The organism is Caulobacter rhizosphaerae (genome assembly GCF_010977555.1).
Lineage (GTDB): Bacteria > Pseudomonadota > Alphaproteobacteria > Caulobacterales > Caulobacteraceae > Caulobacter > Caulobacter rhizosphaerae.
The window spans coordinates 1,954,093-1,971,450 of sequence record NZ_CP048815.1; the positions used below are offsets into that span (position 1 = coordinate 1,954,093).

The window sequence follows — 17,358 nt, forward strand, 5'->3', positions numbered from 1 at the left end:
AGTTCGGTCAGGCTCCTCCGAGGACGGCGCGCGTGGATGGCTCAGTATCGCGTCGGCAAGTCGCGACGGCGGCGTCCTGCTTCGAAAACCAAATTTTTGAAGAGAGAGGGAGCATCCATGTCACTGAGAGTTAATGGCCCGCCGCTGCAGCCCGGCGACAACCCACCGCCGCAAGACACCAACACCGACGGCTGGGCCTCGCGCCTGGCCAAGCTGATCCCCGCCGAGGCGCTGGGAACCTATGCCGCGACCGTGGCGCTGATCCCGGCCTCGGTCACGGGCGTGGGCAAGCTGATCGGCCTGATCCTGATCGCCGTGGCCTGCATCGCGATCCTGGTCGTGGTCCGCGTCAAGTCCACCTCGAAAGGCGGCGTAAAGCCTCAGGTGCTGGGGATCGTCATCTCGGCGATCTCGTTCGTCATCTGGACCGCGACCCTGGGGGCGAACTCACCCATTCCGTTGCCGTCCTCGGTGGCGTTCGTCCCCACGATCGTGGCGCTGCTGTGGGTCGCCGCGATCGGGGTGTTCTATCGCGGGGACGAAGGGAACGCGCCCGAGGCCGCCACCAGCTGAGCGGCGCGAGGGATCATCCCTCGACCAGGGATCGCACCAGGTCCAGGTCGGCCGGCTTGTCGACGTCCACCGCCGCCAAGCCGTGCCGCGCCCGCACCGCCGCGGCCCTGACCCCCGCCAGGCGCCCGATCCGCGCGACCATCTCGTCCAGGGTCATCTGGCCCAGCAGATAGCGGATCAGCGTGACGGGGCCGAACAGGGCCGCGATCTTCCACGGCTGTTTGCGATGCTTCTCGACCGTGCGCCACAGGTCGATGGCCCGCAGGCTGGCCGGGGTCTTCAGGTAGAACAGGTTGCAGCCCGAATAGCGGCCGTCGCGAAACGCCAGGTAGGTGCGCTTGGTGGTCGGCGCGGCGGCCTGCACCAGCGCCTCCTCGCCCAGCAGGATGGCGATGTCGGCGTCGGCCGGGGTGTCGGCCATGAAGTCGCTCACCCATTCGGCCTGCAGCAGAGCGTGGTCCACGGTCGTGACCAGGAGGGGCGTGCCCATGGCCTGGGCGCCGTCGTGGACGCTCTGGCTGGGGCCGGCGGCCGAGGGCAGGCGCGATAGCGTTGCGCGGGTGGTCTCGTCGGCCAGGGCCGCCTCCAGGGCCGCGTCGTTGGTCGAGACGCCGATGCGCTCGGCGCCGGCCTTGTCCAGCGCGTCCAGCACCCGGGCCAGCAACGTGCGACCGCCCAGAACGATCAGGCCCTTCTGGCTGACGCCGGCATAGGCGGCGACAGGGTCGACGCCGCCGCGCGAGCCGGCCAGCACCAGCGCCTGGAACGCAGCCACGGCCCTAGATCGCCTTCTCGTAGATCCGGTAGGTCTTGTAGATCTCCGCGCCCATGGCTTCCGAGATCCGGCGCATCGGCGCGTTGTCCTCGAGGATCCACGAGAACTCGAACTTGTCGTAGCCCAGGGCCAGGCCGGCGTCGCGGCCGGCGTTCATCAGGTGGAACGGCACGACCTGGCCGCGCAGGCTGTCGGCGAACTTGCGTTTGAGGCCCATCAGCGGGATGCGGATCGACTTCACCCGCTTGACCTTCAGCCGCCACAGCAGCTTGGCCCAGCCGAACGGCAGCAGCTTGCCGTTCAGGCCCTCGATGGCCTCGTTGACATTGGGCAGCAGCACGATGAAGCCGGCCGGCTCGCCGTCGATCTCGGCGAACAGGATCAGGCGCTTGTCCAGCACGTCCTTCAGCGACTTGCCCAACTGGGCGGTCTCGGCCTCGGTGGTCGGCACGAAGCCCCAATTGCCCGACCAGGCGTCGTTGAGGATGTCGGTCAGGGCTTTGACCTCGTCGTCGTAGCGGCTCATGTCCAGCTCGCGCAGGGTCACGCCCTCGGGCAGGCCGCGCTTGACCCGGCGTACCACCACCGGCGGCAGGGCCGCGCGTGGGTCGCAGACATAGGCGTAGACGTCCTTGGCCTTGGCGTAACCCTGCTCCTCGACCCGCGCGGCGGTGTAGCGCGGGTCGTGGCCCATCATCACCATCGGCTTGCTGTCGAAGCCGTCGACCAGCAGGCCGACCTCTTCGTTGATCGACAGGTTGAACGGACCCAGGGCCCGGTCGCAACCGCGGGCCTTCAGCCAGTCCTCGGCGGTGCGGAACAGCAGGCTGAAGATCGCCGGATCATCCTCGGCGGCGATCATGCCGAAATTGCCGGTCTTGCCGGTCCCGACCTCGGTGGCCAGATGGTCGATCTGGGCGCTGATCCGGCCCACGTCGCGGCCGCCGCGCACGGCCAGCCACATCTGGACGTCGGCATGCTCGAAGAACGGGTTGGTCTTGGGCGTCAGGGCCGCCATCCGCTCGTACATCAGCGGCACGACCCAGTTGGGGTCCTTGGCGTTGAGGCGGTTGGGCAGGTCGACGAACCGCCTCAACTCGGCCTTGGAGCCGACCGGGACGATCGTGAGGTCGGAATCGGTGGTGTCGAACGGCATTCAGCCCTCCAGGACAACAAGTGCGTAGATCGCGAGGGCCGCGAAAATGGTTGGGCCGCCCCAGACGGCCAGGGCGGGGGACAGTGAGCCGCCTTCGCCGAGCGCGGACAGCAGGCCGTTGACCACCAGGAAGACCAGGCCGGCCGCCAGGCCGGCGGTCAGCAGCACCGCGCCTTGTCCGCTGCGGAAATTGGCCAGGGCGACCGGGGCGCTGAGCAGCAGCATGACCAGCGAGGCGAATGGCCCGGCGAAGGCCGCCAGCAGGCGCGTCTCGTAGAAGCTGCTCGGACGGTCGCCGCCGCCGCTCAGCAGGGCGCGGCGGGCCGTGGCGGCGGTCGGCACGGGGCTGTCAGCGAACAGGGCCTGGACGTCCTGCCGATGCAGGGGCGAAGGCCAGCCCATCCGGGCGGCGGGCGTGACGTTCACCTGCTCGCCGTTGAACCGGACGATCACGGGGTTGACCAGGGTCCAGCCGCTGGCGCGGGCATAGGTGGCCGACGGCGCCTCAATGCGCTCGACCAGCCGGCCGACCTTGTCGCGCCGATAGACCTTGACCGCCTTCAGGACGCCGCCGTCGGCCGAGGCGCCGCCGGCGATCACCAGGTCATCGCCGGCCCGGAAGCTGCGGGGACCGGGAACCTTGCGGTCGGCGACCGGGGTGGTGGCCTGCCACCAGTCGGCCAGCACCGGATCGGTGCGCGGGGCGATCAGCTGGGCGCAGCCGAAGTCGACGGCCATGACCAGCAAGGCCACGGGCAGGGCCATGCCGACGATGCGGTAGGCCGAGATGCCCGTGGCGCGCATGGCGATGATCGCGCTCTCGCGGGCCAGCTGCGAGAAGGCGAACAGTCCGCCGGCCAGGGTGGCGATCGGAGCGACCTGCTCGATCAGCCGCGGCGAGCGCAGGGCGGCGTAGTACAGCACCCCCGCCGTCCCCAGGCCGCGGTCCAGGATGTCGGTGGTCACCTCCAGCAGGTCGAGGATCTGCAGGATCGAGAACAGGATCAGAGCCGCGCCGAGCACGCGCGTGCCGACCGTGCGCAGGACGTAGAGCTGGATCTTCATGCGTCGGCCTGCTCGAACTTGTCCCGGAACATCCGCCGGAAGCGCTTGATGCCGCCGCCGAAGCTCTGAATGAGGTCGGTGACCGGGGTCTGACCGGGCCGCTTGCGGCTGCCGACGAACATCCAGACGCTGAGGCTGGTGAAGATCAGCCACGGAAGGCCGATGGCCGCCAGCGGCATGGCCTTGCCCGACTCGGCCAGGCTCTGGCCCAGCTGCAGGCTGTGCTGGAAGGCCAGCAGCAGCACGCCGGCGATGATCAGGCCGGGGGTGCGGTTGCCGCGCTTGGCGGCCAGGCCCAGCGGGAAGGCCAGCAACGGCAGGAAGGGCAGGAAGGCGGCTCGGGCCAGGCGGCCGTACAGCTCGGCCAGCAGGGTGGGGCGCGGCACGATGGGGTTGGGGCTCTCGGCCTGGCGGGCCAACTCGCCCAGGGTCAGTTCGCGCTCGTCGCCGCCGCGACTGCGCAGCAGGGCCGCCGCGCCGGACAGGGGGACGTTGGTGGTGAACTGGTCGAACACCAGGATGCGGTACTCGCCGCGGGCGTCCAGGCCGATCCGCTGGCCCCGGCGCAGCAGCATGATGACGTTCTTGCCGTCGGGGGCCGAGCGCAGGTCGGCGGTGGCGGCGGTGATCACCTCTTCCCGCCCGGCGGCGTCCATCCGGCGGATGAACACCCGCGTCAGCTGCTGGCCCGCCGGATCGGCGCCGTCGGCGGTCATCAGCAGCTTGGGCTGGTCGATGAAGGAGCCGCCGTTCAGCTTGCCGTTCCAGCCGGCGTTGATCGCCTCGTGCATCACCGCCCGATAGGCGTAGCGGCTGTAGGGCTGCATGTAGCCGAAGACGATCAGGCTGAAGACCATCAGGAACAGGCCGACATAGACGAACGGGGCGGCGATGCGGGTGAGGGACTGACCGCTGGCCAGCAGGGCGTCGATCTCCGAGCCGTCGCTGAGCTTGGTGATGACGATGAACAGCGCCACGAAGAACGCCACCGGCAGGGCCAGGCCCAGATAGTGCGGCACCAGGTTGGCGGCCAGCTCGGTCACGTAGCCGAAACGGGCGCTGCTCTGCGACAGCACGTCCAGCAGGCGCAGGACCCTCTCGAGCAAAAGGGCGATCACCGTCACGCCCAGGCAGCCGACGATCGGCCAGAGCAGCATGCGCAGCAGATAGGCGTCGATCAGCCGGAAGCGGGCGGTGCCGTGCGGCGTGGGGATGGGCTTCTTCACGCGGCCGACCACGCCTCGGCCAGCGTCCCGGCCAGCCGCTCGGCGGCGTCCAGGTCCAGATCGACCGTCGAGCCCAGGGCGGGAACGGCGGGCCAGCCGGCGTCGTTGTACACCCGGCCTTCATGCTCGCGCGTCCCCGCGTAGCGCGGGATCACGTGGAAATGCACGTCCTTGTCGACCATCATCAGCATCAGGTAGTTGATCTTCTCGTACGCGACCACCTTGGCCAACATCCGCTCGACGCCCTGCGTCGCCGTCTTGAGGTCGGCGAAGGCGGCCGGACTCAGCTGGGAGAAGGCCTCGACCGATTCCTTGCATACCAGCACCAGCGACCCAAATGTCGGTTGCTTGGGACGCACCAGGATCAGCCAGCTGTCGGTTTCGGCGACCTTGGTGCGCGGGAAACCGAAATTCTCAGCGGTGGGATTGGTCATGTCGGCCTCGCCTCCGGGCGTTCGCCGCCGTTGCTCCTACAATAGGGACGCCGTCATTTCCATGGAAGCACGATCCGCGTTGTTCGCCTCGGTTCTGGCCGTTTTCGCCCTCGTGAGCGGACCGGTGTCGGCGGACGATTCCGGCGGCGGCGCGGGCGCGGGCGTCGCCAGCCCGGGCCGGACCTGCGAGGGCCGCCCGACGGGGGTTCGGCTCATCGTCCAGGTGGCGCGCCTGAAGTCCAGCCAGGGCGAGGTGGCGGTCACCGTCTACCCGTCCGATCCCCGGCGGTTCCTGGCGCCGCACGGCAAGCTGATGCGGGTGCGCGCCAGGGCCGACGCGCCGGTGACCGAGGCCTGCTTCTACCTGCCCAAGCCGGACGCCTACGCCGTGGCCGTCTATCACGACGCCAACGCCAACCGGGACTTCGACCGCAATACCGTCGGTCTGCCGGTCGAGGGTTTCGCCTTCTCCAACGACGCGCCCAGCAAGGTCGGCGCGCCGACGTTCCAGGCTGCGCGGTTCACGGTCCGGCCTGGCGACACGGTCCTGCGCGTGAAGATGCGCTACGTCCGCTGAATCGCGGGCCGGCCGGCCTGGACCAGGACGTAGCGACCCAGTTCGCCCGTCTGGCCGGTGGCGGGATCCAACCCGCGGGCCACCAGCTTGACCTCGATGCCACCCTGCGCCTGGCGGTCGATCTCGACCCCGTGCCAGCGCGCCGCCGGGTGGCCGCGTTCGCCCAGGGCCGAGGCGGAGGGCACGCCCAGCACGGGGATCGCCGCGCCGTCCGGTCCAGGCGCGGTGGACACCGTCGCTTCGTGGGCGTGGCCGTGCAGGATCAGGTCGGCGCCGTGGCGCGCCAGCAGGGCGCGCAGGGCGTCCTGGTCCTCCAGCGACTTGCGCCGGGCCACCGCGCCCGGAACCGGCGGGTGGTGGATCAGCAGCACTCGGAAGGCGTCGCCATAGGCCGGGTCGCCCAGCAGGGCGTCCAGCCGCTCCAGCTGCGCCTGGCCCAGGCGGCCGGTGGCCAGATGGGGGGCGGTCGGCACCGCCGAACACAGGTTGAACAGCGCTACGCCGTCGCGCAGCCGCACCTGGGGGAAGGTGGCTTCGCCATCGTCGCCCAGCCACGGGGTCCAGGCCGCGAACGAGTCGCCGTCCCGAGCGCCGACCAGGGCGTCGTGGTTGCCGGGGCTGACGGTGATGTCGCGGGCGGGGCCCAGGGCCTCCAGCCAGACGCGGGCCGCCTCGTACTCGGCCTGGGACGCGTAGTTCGTCAGGTCGCCGGTGATGGCGATGTGGTCCGGGGCGTGGGCTTTAAGGTCGGCGATCACGACCTCCAGCACCTCGGGCCGATGCTCCCGGTGCTTGCGCCGCCAGGCGATCCGGCTCAGCAGCCGCTTGGACAGCAGGTCCCGCCAGCCGAACGCGCCCTTGGGCGGCGGCAGGTGGAGGTCCGAGAGGTGGGCGAGGCGGAATATCGACAAGTTTGGTTCACGGATTCTGGCGGAAGGGGCCGAAGCTGCTTATCAATCGCGCCAGGTTTCAAGGGGTTGTCTATCGTGAGCGCGGAAAATCAGCCAAATGAGGCCGCCGGCCCGTCCGCCGTCACGGTCGGCCAGGCTAAAACCCGCCTCTGGGGCATGAGCTCCGCCGAGCGGTTGTCGCGAATCTACCGCCGCGTGGGCCTGGTCGAGGCCGGGCCCGAGACCGTGTTCATCGCCGGCGACGTCGTCGTGGTCGACGCCGGCTGGGTGTTCGACGAGTCGCTGATCAAGGCCCTGGCCGGACGCCCCGGCGTGGCCCTCGTCGACGAGACCGGCCGAGTGGTGGCCGTCAACGTCCCCGCCGCCCAAGCCCGCGAGGCGATTGTGCGGCTGGACACCGGCGAGGACGTCACCGCCCTGGCCGCCACCCGCCTGACGGCGCTGGAGCTGGGCTCGGCCTACAACAGCGCCCTGCGCAAGCGCGAGCCGCCGGTGCTGGAGCGCCTGACGCCCGAGACCCGCGTGGCGGTCGAGAAGCGCCTGTTCCAGGGCTCGTACAAGGGCGTCACCGACCTGGTGACCAAGTACGTCTGGCCCACGCCCGCCCGGATCGTCACCCGCTGGTGCGCCCTGGCGAAGATGACCCCCAACCAGGTGACCCTGATCGGCTTCCTGCTGGTGCTGGCCGCCTTCTGGCTGTTCTGGACCGGCCAGTGGGGCTGGGGCCTGGTCTGCGCCTGGATCATGACCTTCCTCGACACCGTCGACGGCAAGCTGGCGCGGGTGACCCTGACCTCGTCCAAGTGGGGCAACGTCTTCGACCACGGCATCGACCTGGTCCATCCGCCGTTCTGGTGGTGGGCCTGGTATGTCGGCGTGGGCGCGGTGGGCTTGACCATGCCGCATGGCCCGCTGGCCCTGGCGATCATCGTCGGCGGCTATGTGCTGCAGCGGGTGGAGGAGGGGATCTTCCTGGCCCTGTTCAAGGTCGAGATGCACGCCTGGCGGCCGTTCGACAGCTTCTTCCGGCTGATCACCGCCCGCCGCAACCCCAACCTGATCCTGCTGACCCTTGCGGTTCTGGCGGGCCGTCCCGACATCGGGTTCCTGGCGGTGGCGGTCTGGACGGCGATCTGCCTGGTCGTGCACGCCGCGCAGATCCTGCAAGCCCTGGGGGCTCCGAAGGGGGCCGTCGTTTCCTGGTTGTCGCGCTGATGCGAGTGGGCGTCGTCCGCAATCCGATGAGCCACGCCAATATCGGGCGGTCCGAGCCTGATGGGCCCGGCCAGACGCCCGACGCGGTGCTGCTGGTCGAGCCCGCCACGCCCGAGGCGCTGGAACAGGACCTGCAGGCCTTCGCCCAGTGCGGCGTGAAGATGCTGGTCATCGACGGCGGCGACGGCACCATCCGCGACGTGCTCAGCCGCGCGGCCACCATCTTCGGCGAGGCCATGCCGCTGATCGCCCTGATCCCGTCGGGCAAGACCAACGTCCTGGCCATCGACCTGGGCGTGCCGCGCGACTGGACCCTGGCCAAGGCCCTGGCCGCCGCCCGGTCCGAGACCGCGGTGATCAAGCACCGCGCGCCGCTGGAGGTGCGCTGGGACGACGGGCGGCCCAGCCTGCGCGGTTTCGTGTTCGGCCTGGGCGCCTTCGTGCGCGCCACCAGCCTGGCCCAGACCGTCCACAAGACCGGCGCCTTCCACAGCATCGCCGTGGCCATGAGCGTGCTGGGCGCGCTGGTCGGTACGGTTATGGGCGGCAAGCGCGACCAGTGGCGGGCCGGCGTGCCGCTGTGCCTGGCGATCGACGGCGAGGAGACCCGCACGGCCGACCGCTTCCTGGTCCTGGCCACCACGCTCAAGCGGCTGCCGTTCGGGGTCAAGCCGTTCGGCCCGCCGCGCGAAGGGCTGAAGTTCCTGGACGTCGACGCCCCGCCCCGAGGCCTGCCGGGGGCCTTTCCGGCCCTGGTGGCCGGCAAGGAGTCGGCCTGGTCGGGCCGGCGCGGTTATCGGCGCGGCGACGCCTCGCGGCTGCGGATCACCACGAACCAGCCCCTGGTGGTCGACGGCGACGTCTATGACGGCGCGGGCGGGGTGACCGTGGTGCTGGGGCCGACCCTGCGGTTCCTGGCGGGATGAGCGGGGCTGTCGCCAGCCTGGTGGGCGAGGAACTGCTGGCGCCCGCCCCGCCTCAGGCCGTGGCCCTGGCGACCCGGCTGCTGGACCGGTTCGAGGCGCCGCTGGCGGTGCTGTTCTACGGCTCGATCCTGCGCACCGGCGATTTGGACGGGGTGCTGGACTTCTACGTCCTGACCGAAGGCGTGCGCCCGGGCCTGAGGGGCCTGGCCACGCGGCTGCTGTGGCCCGATGTCAGCTATCACGAGCTGGAGCTGGACGGCCAGGTGCTGCGGGCCAAGGTGGCCACCATGACCCTGGCCCAGTTCCAGGCGGCGACACGGGGGCGGGGGATCGACACCACGATCTGGGCCCGCTTCGTCCAGCCCGCCGGCCTGGTCTGGAGCGCCAGTCCGGCCGTGGCTGGCCAGGTGGTCGAGGCCGTGGCCGACGCGGCCCGCACCGCAGCCCGCTTCGCCGCGGCCCTGGGGCCCTCGGAAGGACCGCCGGCGGCCTACTGGTCGGCCTTGTTCCAGGAGACCTACGCGGCCGAATTCCGGGTCGAGAAGGGCGGGCGCGAGCGCTCGATCCTGGCCTTCGACGTCGCCCGCTACCACCGCTTGCTGGTCGCCTGCTGGCGGGAGGACGGCCTGCTGGACCTGGAGGCCGGCGACTCGGTCCGGCCTGCCCTGGACCCGGCTGAACGCCGGCGGATCCAGGCCGCCTGGCGCCTGCGCCGGCGGATGGGGCGGCCGCTGAACTACGCCCGCCTGGTCAAGGCGGCCTTCACCTTCGACGGCGCGGCGCGCTACGCCGCCTGGAAGATCGAGCGCCACACCGGCATGGCCGTGGCCCTCACGCCCTGGCGCGAACGTCACCCGGTGCTGGCGGCTCCGGGGGTGCTGTGGCGACTATGGCGACAGCGCGAGGCGCGGGATGGGGTCAAGAAAAGCGTTTAGGGACGGGGACACGCCCTTGCGGCGTGTCCCCATTTCCAGGCTCCGTGAATGCTGATGGGGACAGGCCGCGAGGGCGTGTCCCCGCCAAAAAGGAAAAGGCCCGAGGTTTCCCTCGGGCCTTTCGCGTTTCAGGCGCTTGAACGTTCGACCTAGGCCGAGACGCGCTTCAGCGGGGCTTCGATCAGGCCCATGGCCACGCCGATCTCGGCGAACACGGCCAGCACCTGATCGATCTGCTGCTCGCTGTGGGCGGCGCTGACGCTGGTGCGCAGCAGCGGGCGGCTGTCCGGCGTGGCCGGCGGCAGGGCCAGGTTCAGATAGACGCCGTTCTGCAGCAGGGCGTTCCACATGCCGATCGCGCGCTCGGTGTCGGGCATGGTGATGGCCACGATCGGGCTGGAGGTCGGGCCGGTCATGAAGCCCATGGCCGAAAGGCCGTCGTACAGGCGGCGGGCGTTGGCCATCAGCTTGTGGCGCAGCTCGGGCTGCTCTTCCAGGCGGCGCAGGGCGGTCACGGTCGAGGAGACCACGGCCGGCGGCAGCGAGGCGGTGAACATGTACGGACGGCAGGTGACGCGCATGACGTCGAAGTCGTCCATGTCCGAGACGCAGAAGCCGCCGATGGCGCCCAGGCTCTTGGAGAAGGTGCCGACCACGAAGTCGACGTCGTCCTCGACGCCTGCCAGCTCGGCCAGGCCGCGGCCATGTTCGCCCAGCACGCCCATCGAGTGAGCTTCGTCGACCAGCAGGTAGCCGCCCAGCTCGCGCTTCACGGCGGCGATTTCCTTCAGCGGCGCGGTGTCGCCGATCATCGAATAGATGCCTTCGACGACGATCAGGCGCTCGCCCGGAACGTCCTTCATGCGGCGCAGGCGCTTGTATAGGTCTTCCGGATCGTTGTGGCGGAAGCGGATGACCTCGGCGTGGCCCAGGCGCGCGCCGTCATAGATCGAGGCGTGGCTGTCGGCGTCCAGGATCAGGTGGTCGCCGCGGCCGACCAGCGTCGACAGCACGCCCAGATTGGCCTGGTAGCCGGTGGTGAACACCATGGCGTGCTTGCGCTTGTAGAACTTGGCCAGGGCTTCCTCGAGCTCGACGTGCGCTTCGAAGCTGCCGTTGGCGATGCGCGAGCCGGTGGTGCCCGTGCCGCGTTCCTGAACCGCCTTGACCGACGAGGCGATCGCCTGCTCGTCGAAGGTCAGGCCCAGATAGTTGTTGGTGCCTAGCAGGATCGTCCGCTTGCCGTTGATCACGCCTTCGGTGGGCGAGACGACGGCGTCGAAGCGCACGCTGAAGGGATCGGCGCCGGCTTGCCGGATCGCGTTATACGCGTCGCGATACGCGAGGTGCTTGTCGAACAGCCCCATGGCTTAGGCCCTATTCCGTAGGTCTTTAATCAGGGAGGCCAAGTCTCCGGCGGTTTCCACCGAAGCCAGGCGATCCAGAGGAATGGAGATGTCGAAGGTGTCTTCGAGCTCCATGATGATGTTCATCAAGGCCAAGGAATCGACGGCCAGATCGCGGCCAATATGGGTGTCGTTAGTCACATCGACAGAGCGCCCGAGCACCTTGCTCGTAGCCAAGCCGATTTCACGTAAAGTGAGATCCGTAACAGCTTCCATCGACGCGACGATATCCCCGACCAAGGTCCTACATAACCGAATTGTAACAGCCGTCTCGACCGAAAATCGCCGGATTCGACTATTTCCGAGACTTTTTATCCTTCAACCAGCCTTCCGAACGATACCAGCGCACGCTTTGCGCGAATCCCGCCTGGAGAGAGTAACTCACCGGCGGAAAGTCCGGAATCGGATCGTTGCTAGATAGGCCCCAATCGGCGTGAAGCAACTCCCGAGCCTTGCCCGGGGTGAGAATTGTGTCCTTCCCGGTGACGAATGAAGCCCATTTTGACAGCACCGCCAAAGCCTTGATCGCGCCCGAGGGGACCCGCACCAGCCTTGGCGACCTGCCGACCGCCTTGGACGCGGTCTGCATGAGTTCGACCCAGCCATAACCCTCCGGACGGTTGTCGGACAAGCTGAGCAACCCGGGGCGCGGCGTTTTGACCAGGGCCGCGATCTTCGCCGCGGCGTCGTCGACATGGATCCAGGCCATGCGGGTTTTTGGGCTCAAAACCGGTAAAAACGCCGATTCCGAAGCCATTTTGAACAGTCTGAGGGTCTCGACATCGCCCGGTCCGTAGATGGCCGGCGGGCGAATGATGGTCAGATCACCGCCAAAAATCTCGCGAGCTGCGTCTTCTCCGCCACGCTTGCTGCCGGCGTAGTCGGACAATTCCGGCTCGCGCGCGGCCAGGCTGGAGATCAGGATGAGTCGCGCCCCGGCTGTCCTGGCCGCCTGGGCGACTCGCCGCGAGCCCTCGACATTGGCCCGGTCGAAGGCGGCGCGGTCCCGCGCCTTGATCAGGCCCGCCACGTGGACGACGGTCTGGGCGCCGTCGCAGAGCGTGGCCAGGGCGCCGGCGTTGGCCAGGTCGCCGATCACCAGCTGCGGTTCGAGGCCCGCCCAGGCCGGGTCGGTGATGTCGCGCCGGGCCAGGACCCGGACGGTCCAGCCTTGCTCGGCCAGGACCCTGACGAGACGGCGGCCCAGGAAGCCCGTGGCGCCGGTGACGGCGACCACCGGACCGGCCCGGGCGTCGATCACGTCAGGGACGCTCGCCATAGGCGCCGGCCAGATAGGCGGTCTTGGCCTTGGAGCGGCTGAGCTTGCCCGACGAGGTCTGGGGCAGGGCGTGGGCGCCGACCAGTTGGACCTGGGCCTCGACCTGGTGGCGCAGGCGCAGGACCCCGGCGATCTTCTCGACCAGGGCCGCGCGCGTGTCGGCGTCGCCGCCGCGCGCCTGGACCAGCACCACCACGGTTTCCTCACCGTCGCCGGGGACCGAGAAGGCCGCCACGTCGCCGCTGCGCAGGCCGTCGATCTCGGCCTCGGCGGTCCATTCCAGGTCCTGCGGCCAGATGTTGCGGCCGTTGAGGATGATCAGGTCCTTGCCGCGGCCGGTGATGACGATCTCGCCGTCGACGAGGTAGCCGAGGTCGCCGGTGTCCAGCCAACCGTCGGCCGACAGCACGCGGGCGGTCTCCTCCGGCTGCTCGAAATAGTCTCGCATCAGGCTGGGGCCGCGGGCGAAGATGCGGCCCACGCCGCGCTCGGGCAGCACGGCGCCGTTTTCGTCGCGCACTTCCAACTGGTGCCCCGGCAGCGCCGGACCGTTGCGGGCGAATTCCCGCGAGCGCTCGGTGTCCTCGGTGACGACGGCCTCGTGCTGCTCCAGGCGCTCGACGTCCAGCCGCTCGGTCTTCAGGCCGCCGCCCAACGGGGCCATCGACAGGGCCAGGGTCGCCTCGGCCATGCCGTAGCTGGCCACGAAGGCCTTGTCCGAGAAGCCGACGCTGGCGAACCGCTCGGCGAAGGCGCGCAAGGGGCCGGTGCGGATCATGTCGCCGCCCAGGCCGGCGCTGCGCCACTTGGACAGGTCCAGGTGCTCGATCGAGGCCACCTCGGCCCGGCGGGCGCACAGCTCGTAGCCGAAGGTCGGGCTATAGGAGATGGTGCCGCCGTTCTTGGTGATCAGGTCCAGCCACAGCAGCGGCCGGCGCACGAAGGCGCCGGTGGGCAGCAGGTCGACCGACATCTGGCTGGTCATGGGCGACAGCAGGAAGCCGATCAGCCCCATGTCGTGGTACAGCGGCAGCCACGAGACGGCGCGGTCGGTCGGCCGCACCTGCAGGCCGTCGCGGGTGATGGCCACGGCGTTGGCCATCAGGGCCCGGTGGGTGACCACCACCCCGGTCGGAAAGCGCGTGCTGCCCGACGAGAACTGCAGGTAGCAGGTATTGTCCGGAGCGACGTCCGGCAGGGCGTCGCCCTTGCTGTCGGGCAGGTCGGCCAGCGCGCCGGCGAAGTTCAGCGGGGCCTTGGCGGCGACCTCGGCCACCCAGTCCTTCATGCCGGCGGGACCGATCAGGACCTTGGCGTGGGCCGAGTCCAGCATCCGGGCGATTTGCTCGACATAGGCGTCGCGGCCGCCTAGCGGCGCGGGCAGGGGCAGCGGCGCGGGGACCAGGCCGGCGTACTGGCAGGCGAAGAAGGCGCGGACGAAGTCGGCCTCGGTGTCGGCGATCAGGCCGACGCTGGATCCAGGCCTGGCGCCGGTCGCCAACAGGCGCGGGGCCAGCTCCAGCGCCTGTTCGCGCAGCCGGGCGTAGGGCAGGGCCTCGACCAGCTCGCCGCGCAGCGAATAGAGGTTGATCCCTGTTTCGCCGGCCGCGGCGAAATCGAGCGCGGCCGTCAGGGTGGGGAAGTCGGCGAATCTCACCGTTCGCGAGGAGGACGTCGGAGTAATCATTGCGAGAGGCCTTTGGCGCCGTTTTGACCTTCGGCGCAAGTTTGTTCGTCTTTGGGGCGGGCCGTTTCGGCCGCCAGGCTGCGGCGCAGGGCCAGATACATGCCGATCGCCAGGGCGGCGGCGACCGCGACCAGGGCCGCGCCGGCCCCGTCCAGGCCCGCGGCGCGGATCAGCGGAACCAGGGCGACCAGGTAGACCGCGCAGACCATGGCCCGCACCCGCAGGGCCAGGCCGGCCTTGCCCAGCGAGACCAGCATCGGCTCCAGCGGCATGGCCAGAACGCCGATGGCCGCGGCGGCCACCTGCCAGTTCATGATGCCCGCCCCGGCGGCGAACGGCTTGCCCATCACGATGGTCAGCACGTCGTCGCCGAACAGGATCGAGACCAGCAGCAGCACGCCGGCCACCGCGCCGCCGATCAGGCCGATCTGGCGCGACAGCCTGCGCATGGCGTCCTCCCCGCCGGTGGCGCGCATCTTGGCCAGTTCCGGATAGAGCGCCGGGACCAGCAGCTTGGCCGGCTTGGCCATGCCGTCGGCCACTTGGCGGCCCACGCGCCACATGGCCGCCTGGGCCGGGCCCAGGACCGAGCCCACCACCAGGGTGATCACCTGGCTGAAGGCAGTGTCGATGGTGCCGCTGAAATTGGTGGCCCAGGCGAAGCGCCAGACGCCGGGCAGCCCCTCGGACAACGGCCCGCGCAGGGTGAAATCCTTCAGCAGCTGCCGGCGGTTGAGATCCCACAGGGCCACGCTGTTGACATAGACGAAGGCCGTGACCGTGCCTGCGGCCCAGGCGGCCAGATAGGCCTCGATCGGGGCGTGCAGCGTAAAGCACAGGGCGCAGCCAATCAGGCGTACGGTCGAGCTGACGGCCTGCTCGGCCGCCAGGAACCGGAAGCGGTCGAACAGGCGCAGCAGGCCGACCGAGGTCGCCGAGTCCATCACCGCGATCGACAGGGCGTAGCAGGCGGCGGCCGGCGACAGGGCCGCCGGCCAGCCCAGGAAGTGGCCGAACAGCAGGGCGCCGATCACGCCCAGGGTCACCCCGACGGCGGCGCCGAGGCTGTCGAGCAGCAGGGTGAAGCGCAGGACCTGCTGGAAGCGCGGACGGTCGCCCTGCAGCAGGGCCGAGGCGCCGTACTGCAACAGGGTCTGCCAGGACTGGAACTTGGCGACCTCGCCGAGGAACTGGGCGAAGGCGTTGATCAGCACGATCACGCCCATCAGCTCCTTGCCCAGGCCGCGCGCGGTCAGGGCGATATAGGCCAGCCCGACCACGGCGTTGACCGTACGGCCGCCGAGCAGGGTTCCGGCATTGGCCAGGACCCGTTTGAGAACATTGGGTTCGCTGCTCATCGGAGGCGTCGAGATCTCGAAGACAGGCGCTCGACGATCGCCTGGGCGGCGCGGACCGAGGAGGGCGTTTCCCGCAGGTCGAAGCTTTCGGCGAAGCCCTTCTGCTGGGCCTCGACATAGTCGCCGTGCCCCCGCTGGGCGGAGGCGACGGCGTCGACGACGCCCTCCGCGCGGTCGAGCACAGGGCCGTAGCGCCAGTGATGGAAGCTCTCGTCGCCGCGCCAGGCCGCGCCGCTGGCGTTGAGGAACAGGCACGGCTTGGGCGTGCGCAGGAACTCGTAGACCTGGCTGGAGACGTCGCCCAGATAGATGTCGGCCGCGCGGGTGTAGGTCATGTCGATCGCCGCCGGCCCGCCCAGGTCGAGATGGATGCGCGGGTGGTCGACGAACGGCCCCAAGGCCTCGATCGTCCTGGCGTCCGCGCCTTCGAAGAGCCGGATATGGGGCGCGAAGATCAGATTGTAACGCTCGTCCGCCGCGAATTGCTCGAGAACCTCGCGTCCCCAGCGTGGCCAGGAGCCCAGGGTCGGGTGGAAATGCGGGTTGTACAGCACCACCGGCTTGGCCTGCGGAAAGGTCGGCAGCGGCGAGGACGGCAGGGCGTCGATGATGTCGAACTTGGGATAGCCGACCATGGCGCAGGTCTCTGGCGTGACCCAGCCCTCGGCGAGCATGCGGTCGCGCTGCTTGGGGCCGGCCGCCATCACCAGGTCGAACTGCTTGAGGCGCGGCTCGAACGGTCCGCCGCGGTCGCCCGCGCCGTGCTGGGTGTAGACCAGCCTGGTGTCCCGCACGCCCAACTTGCGCAGCAGGGCCGTGGTGCGTTCGGGGGTGACCACGGCGTCGTAGCGGCCCAGGCGACGGGCGTTGGCCGCCAGCATCAGGGCCTTGGGCGGCGTGGCCGCGCCCTTCAGCCGCAGATCCCGCAGCCAGGCGGGCGGCAGCAGGCGCGAGGGGATCGGCGGAACCTTCAAGGTCTCCAGCAGCGCGCGCACATAGTCCAGGTGCTCCTGGGTAGTCGTGGCGATGTGCACGTCGATGTCGGGCCAGCCCCTGGCCAGGGCGATGGCGATCGGCAGGCTGTGGAGGATCTGGTGGGTCTGGGCGATGTAGAGGAAACAGACGCTGGGCCGCTCTCCACGGCCCTTCGAGGCGGAGGTGATCACTGTTGCGGCGTGAGGCGCGTGCGCACCCGGCCCTTGAACAGCACCCGGTCGCCCTTGTCGCTGACCGAATAGCTGTCGGCGCGGATGGCGCGGTTGTTCGGGCCCGCGCCCTCGACCGCGGCCCCGCCCACCAGGTCGCCGGTGCGGGTGTCGACCAGGGCCTTCTGCGAAGCGAACTGGTAGCCCTGGCCGTTGTCGATCTTGACGTCGCCGGTCAGCAGCAGCGAGCCCTTTTCCTCCTGGTAGGCCCCGTCCTTGGAGACCACGTGGGTCGGGCGATCCGAACCATAGCCGCGGGTCAGTTGCGGGTTCTTCAGGAACACCTGGTCGGTGTTGTTCAGGTCGCGCGTCGCCGAGGTCGCGGTGATCAGGAAGGCCCGGCCGTCCTTCAGGGTGCCGGTGAAGCGCGGATTATCCATGCGCAGGGGCGCGACGGCGGCGGGCGGGGCGGACTTGACCTCCATGGCGCGGATCACGCCCTGACCGACGATCGCGACCGTCATGCCGATGGCGACGGCGGGCAGAACGGTCCGCAGCACGCGCACCGGTTTGCGATGGCGGTTGCGGTTCTTCTTGCGAACAGGACGTGGAACGGCGGGCGTGATGGCGATCATGGTCGTGGACTGAAGGCGATGGGCCGAAGCGACAGGTGAGGGACTTAAGCCTCCC

General features: G+C 69.7%; 18 protein-coding genes. 5 read left to right on the plus strand and 13 right to left on the minus strand.

Going from position 1 to position 17,358, the window contains the following annotated elements; all coding sequences use genetic code 11:
- Positions 1 to 117: 117 nt before the first annotated feature.
- A complete protein-coding gene (locus tag G3M57_RS09365; protein WP_056752631.1) occupies positions 118 to 573 on the plus strand; it encodes a hypothetical protein in 456 nt (151 codons plus the stop codon).
- 13 nt (positions 574 to 586) lie between these two features.
- Here the strand turns inward: G3M57_RS09365 and G3M57_RS09370 are convergent, their stop codons facing one another.
- The 5 genes from G3M57_RS09370 to G3M57_RS09390 form a co-directional block, all read right to left on the minus strand.
- Positions 587 to 1,348, minus strand: coding sequence for a nucleotidyltransferase family protein (locus G3M57_RS09370; RefSeq protein WP_056752633.1), 762 nt, complete (start codon positions 1,346 to 1,348; stop codon positions 587 to 589).
- Positions 1,349 to 1,352: 4 nt separating this feature from the next.
- Positions 1,353 to 2,504, minus strand: coding sequence for a hypothetical protein (locus G3M57_RS09375; RefSeq protein WP_056752635.1), 1,152 nt, complete (start codon positions 2,502 to 2,504; stop codon positions 1,353 to 1,355).
- Positions 2,505 to 3,569: an LptF/LptG family permease gene (locus G3M57_RS09380; RefSeq protein WP_056752638.1), complete on the minus strand. Its 1,065-nt coding sequence runs from the start codon at positions 3,567 to 3,569 to the stop codon at positions 2,505 to 2,507.
- Positions 3,566 to 4,726 carry an LptF/LptG family permease gene (locus G3M57_RS09385; RefSeq protein WP_230983944.1) on the minus strand — a complete coding sequence of 387 codons (1,161 nt, stop codon included), beginning with the start codon at positions 4,724 to 4,726 and terminating at the stop codon, positions 3,566 to 3,568. Before G3M57_RS09385 ends, G3M57_RS09380 begins: the two co-directional genes overlap by 4 nt.
- A gap of 65 nt (positions 4,727 to 4,791) precedes the next feature.
- Complete coding sequence (locus tag G3M57_RS09390) at positions 4,792 to 5,229, minus strand: HIT family protein (protein WP_056752640.1); 438 nt, start codon at positions 5,227 to 5,229, stop codon at positions 4,792 to 4,794.
- 124 nt (positions 5,230 to 5,353) lie between these two features.
- Between G3M57_RS09390 and G3M57_RS09395 the strand changes: the two genes are divergently transcribed.
- Positions 5,354 to 5,806, plus strand: coding sequence for a DUF2141 domain-containing protein (locus G3M57_RS09395; RefSeq protein WP_244322619.1), 453 nt, complete (start codon positions 5,354 to 5,356; stop codon positions 5,804 to 5,806).
- Here G3M57_RS09395 and G3M57_RS09400 read toward each other — a convergent pair.
- Positions 5,794 to 6,717 (minus strand): metallophosphoesterase family protein, encoded by a 924-nt coding sequence (locus tag G3M57_RS09400; RefSeq protein ID WP_056752645.1) that lies wholly within the window; start codon positions 6,715 to 6,717, stop codon positions 5,794 to 5,796. The two genes, G3M57_RS09395 and G3M57_RS09400, sit on opposite strands and share 13 nt — an antisense overlap.
- Before the next feature lie 156 nt (positions 6,718 to 6,873).
- Here G3M57_RS09400 and G3M57_RS09405 point away from each other — a divergent pair, with 156 nt between their 5' ends.
- From G3M57_RS09405 to G3M57_RS09415, 3 genes are read left to right on the plus strand one after another with little or no spacing between them, the layout of a single operon-like run.
- Positions 6,874 to 7,932 (plus strand): CDP-alcohol phosphatidyltransferase family protein, encoded by a 1,059-nt coding sequence (locus G3M57_RS09405; protein ID WP_230983943.1) that lies wholly within the window; start codon positions 6,874 to 6,876, stop codon positions 7,930 to 7,932.
- Complete coding sequence (locus tag G3M57_RS09410; RefSeq protein WP_230983936.1) at positions 7,932 to 8,858, plus strand: diacylglycerol/lipid kinase family protein; 927 nt, start codon at positions 7,932 to 7,934, stop codon at positions 8,856 to 8,858. Before G3M57_RS09405 ends, G3M57_RS09410 begins: the two co-directional genes overlap by 1 nt.
- Positions 8,855 to 9,793, plus strand: a complete 939-nt coding sequence (locus tag G3M57_RS09415; protein ID WP_056752651.1) for a hypothetical protein — start codon at positions 8,855 to 8,857, stop codon at positions 9,791 to 9,793. The genes G3M57_RS09410 and G3M57_RS09415 overlap by 4 nt, the downstream gene beginning before the upstream one ends.
- 149 nt (positions 9,794 to 9,942) lie before the next feature.
- Here the strand turns inward: G3M57_RS09415 and spt are convergent, their stop codons facing one another.
- The 7 genes from spt to lptC all read right to left on the minus strand — a co-directional run bounded on the left by spt (position 9,943) and on the right by lptC (position 17,303).
- A complete protein-coding gene (gene spt / locus G3M57_RS09420; protein WP_056752654.1) occupies positions 9,943 to 11,160 on the minus strand; it encodes a serine palmitoyltransferase in 1,218 nt (405 codons plus the stop codon).
- Between the two features lie 3 nt (positions 11,161 to 11,163).
- Positions 11,164 to 11,415, minus strand: a complete 252-nt coding sequence (locus G3M57_RS09425) for an acyl carrier protein (RefSeq protein ID WP_056752875.1) — start codon at positions 11,413 to 11,415, stop codon at positions 11,164 to 11,166.
- Positions 11,416 to 11,494: 79 nt separating this feature from the next.
- Positions 11,495 to 12,478, minus strand: a complete 984-nt coding sequence (locus tag G3M57_RS09430) for an NAD-dependent epimerase/dehydratase family protein (RefSeq protein ID WP_056752656.1) — start codon at positions 12,476 to 12,478, stop codon at positions 11,495 to 11,497.
- On the minus strand, positions 12,462 to 14,165 hold the full coding sequence (locus G3M57_RS09435) for a fatty acyl-AMP ligase (RefSeq protein WP_056752659.1): 1,704 nt from the start codon (positions 14,163 to 14,165) through the stop codon (positions 12,462 to 12,464). The genes G3M57_RS09430 and G3M57_RS09435 overlap by 17 nt, the downstream gene beginning before the upstream one ends.
- On the minus strand, positions 14,162 to 15,523 hold the full coding sequence (locus G3M57_RS09440) for a lipopolysaccharide biosynthesis protein (RefSeq protein ID WP_056752662.1): 1,362 nt from the start codon (positions 15,521 to 15,523) through the stop codon (positions 14,162 to 14,164). The genes G3M57_RS09435 and G3M57_RS09440 overlap by 4 nt, the downstream gene beginning before the upstream one ends.
- Positions 15,520 to 16,689, minus strand: a complete 1,170-nt coding sequence (locus G3M57_RS09445) for a hypothetical protein (protein ID WP_056752665.1) — start codon at positions 16,687 to 16,689, stop codon at positions 15,520 to 15,522. Before G3M57_RS09445 ends, G3M57_RS09440 begins: the two co-directional genes overlap by 4 nt.
- Positions 16,686 to 17,303 (minus strand): LPS export ABC transporter periplasmic protein LptC, encoded by a 618-nt coding sequence (lptC, locus tag G3M57_RS09450; protein WP_056752668.1) that lies wholly within the window; start codon positions 17,301 to 17,303, stop codon positions 16,686 to 16,688. Before lptC ends, G3M57_RS09445 begins: the two co-directional genes overlap by 4 nt.
- Between the last annotated feature and the right edge of the window lie 55 nt (positions 17,304 to 17,358).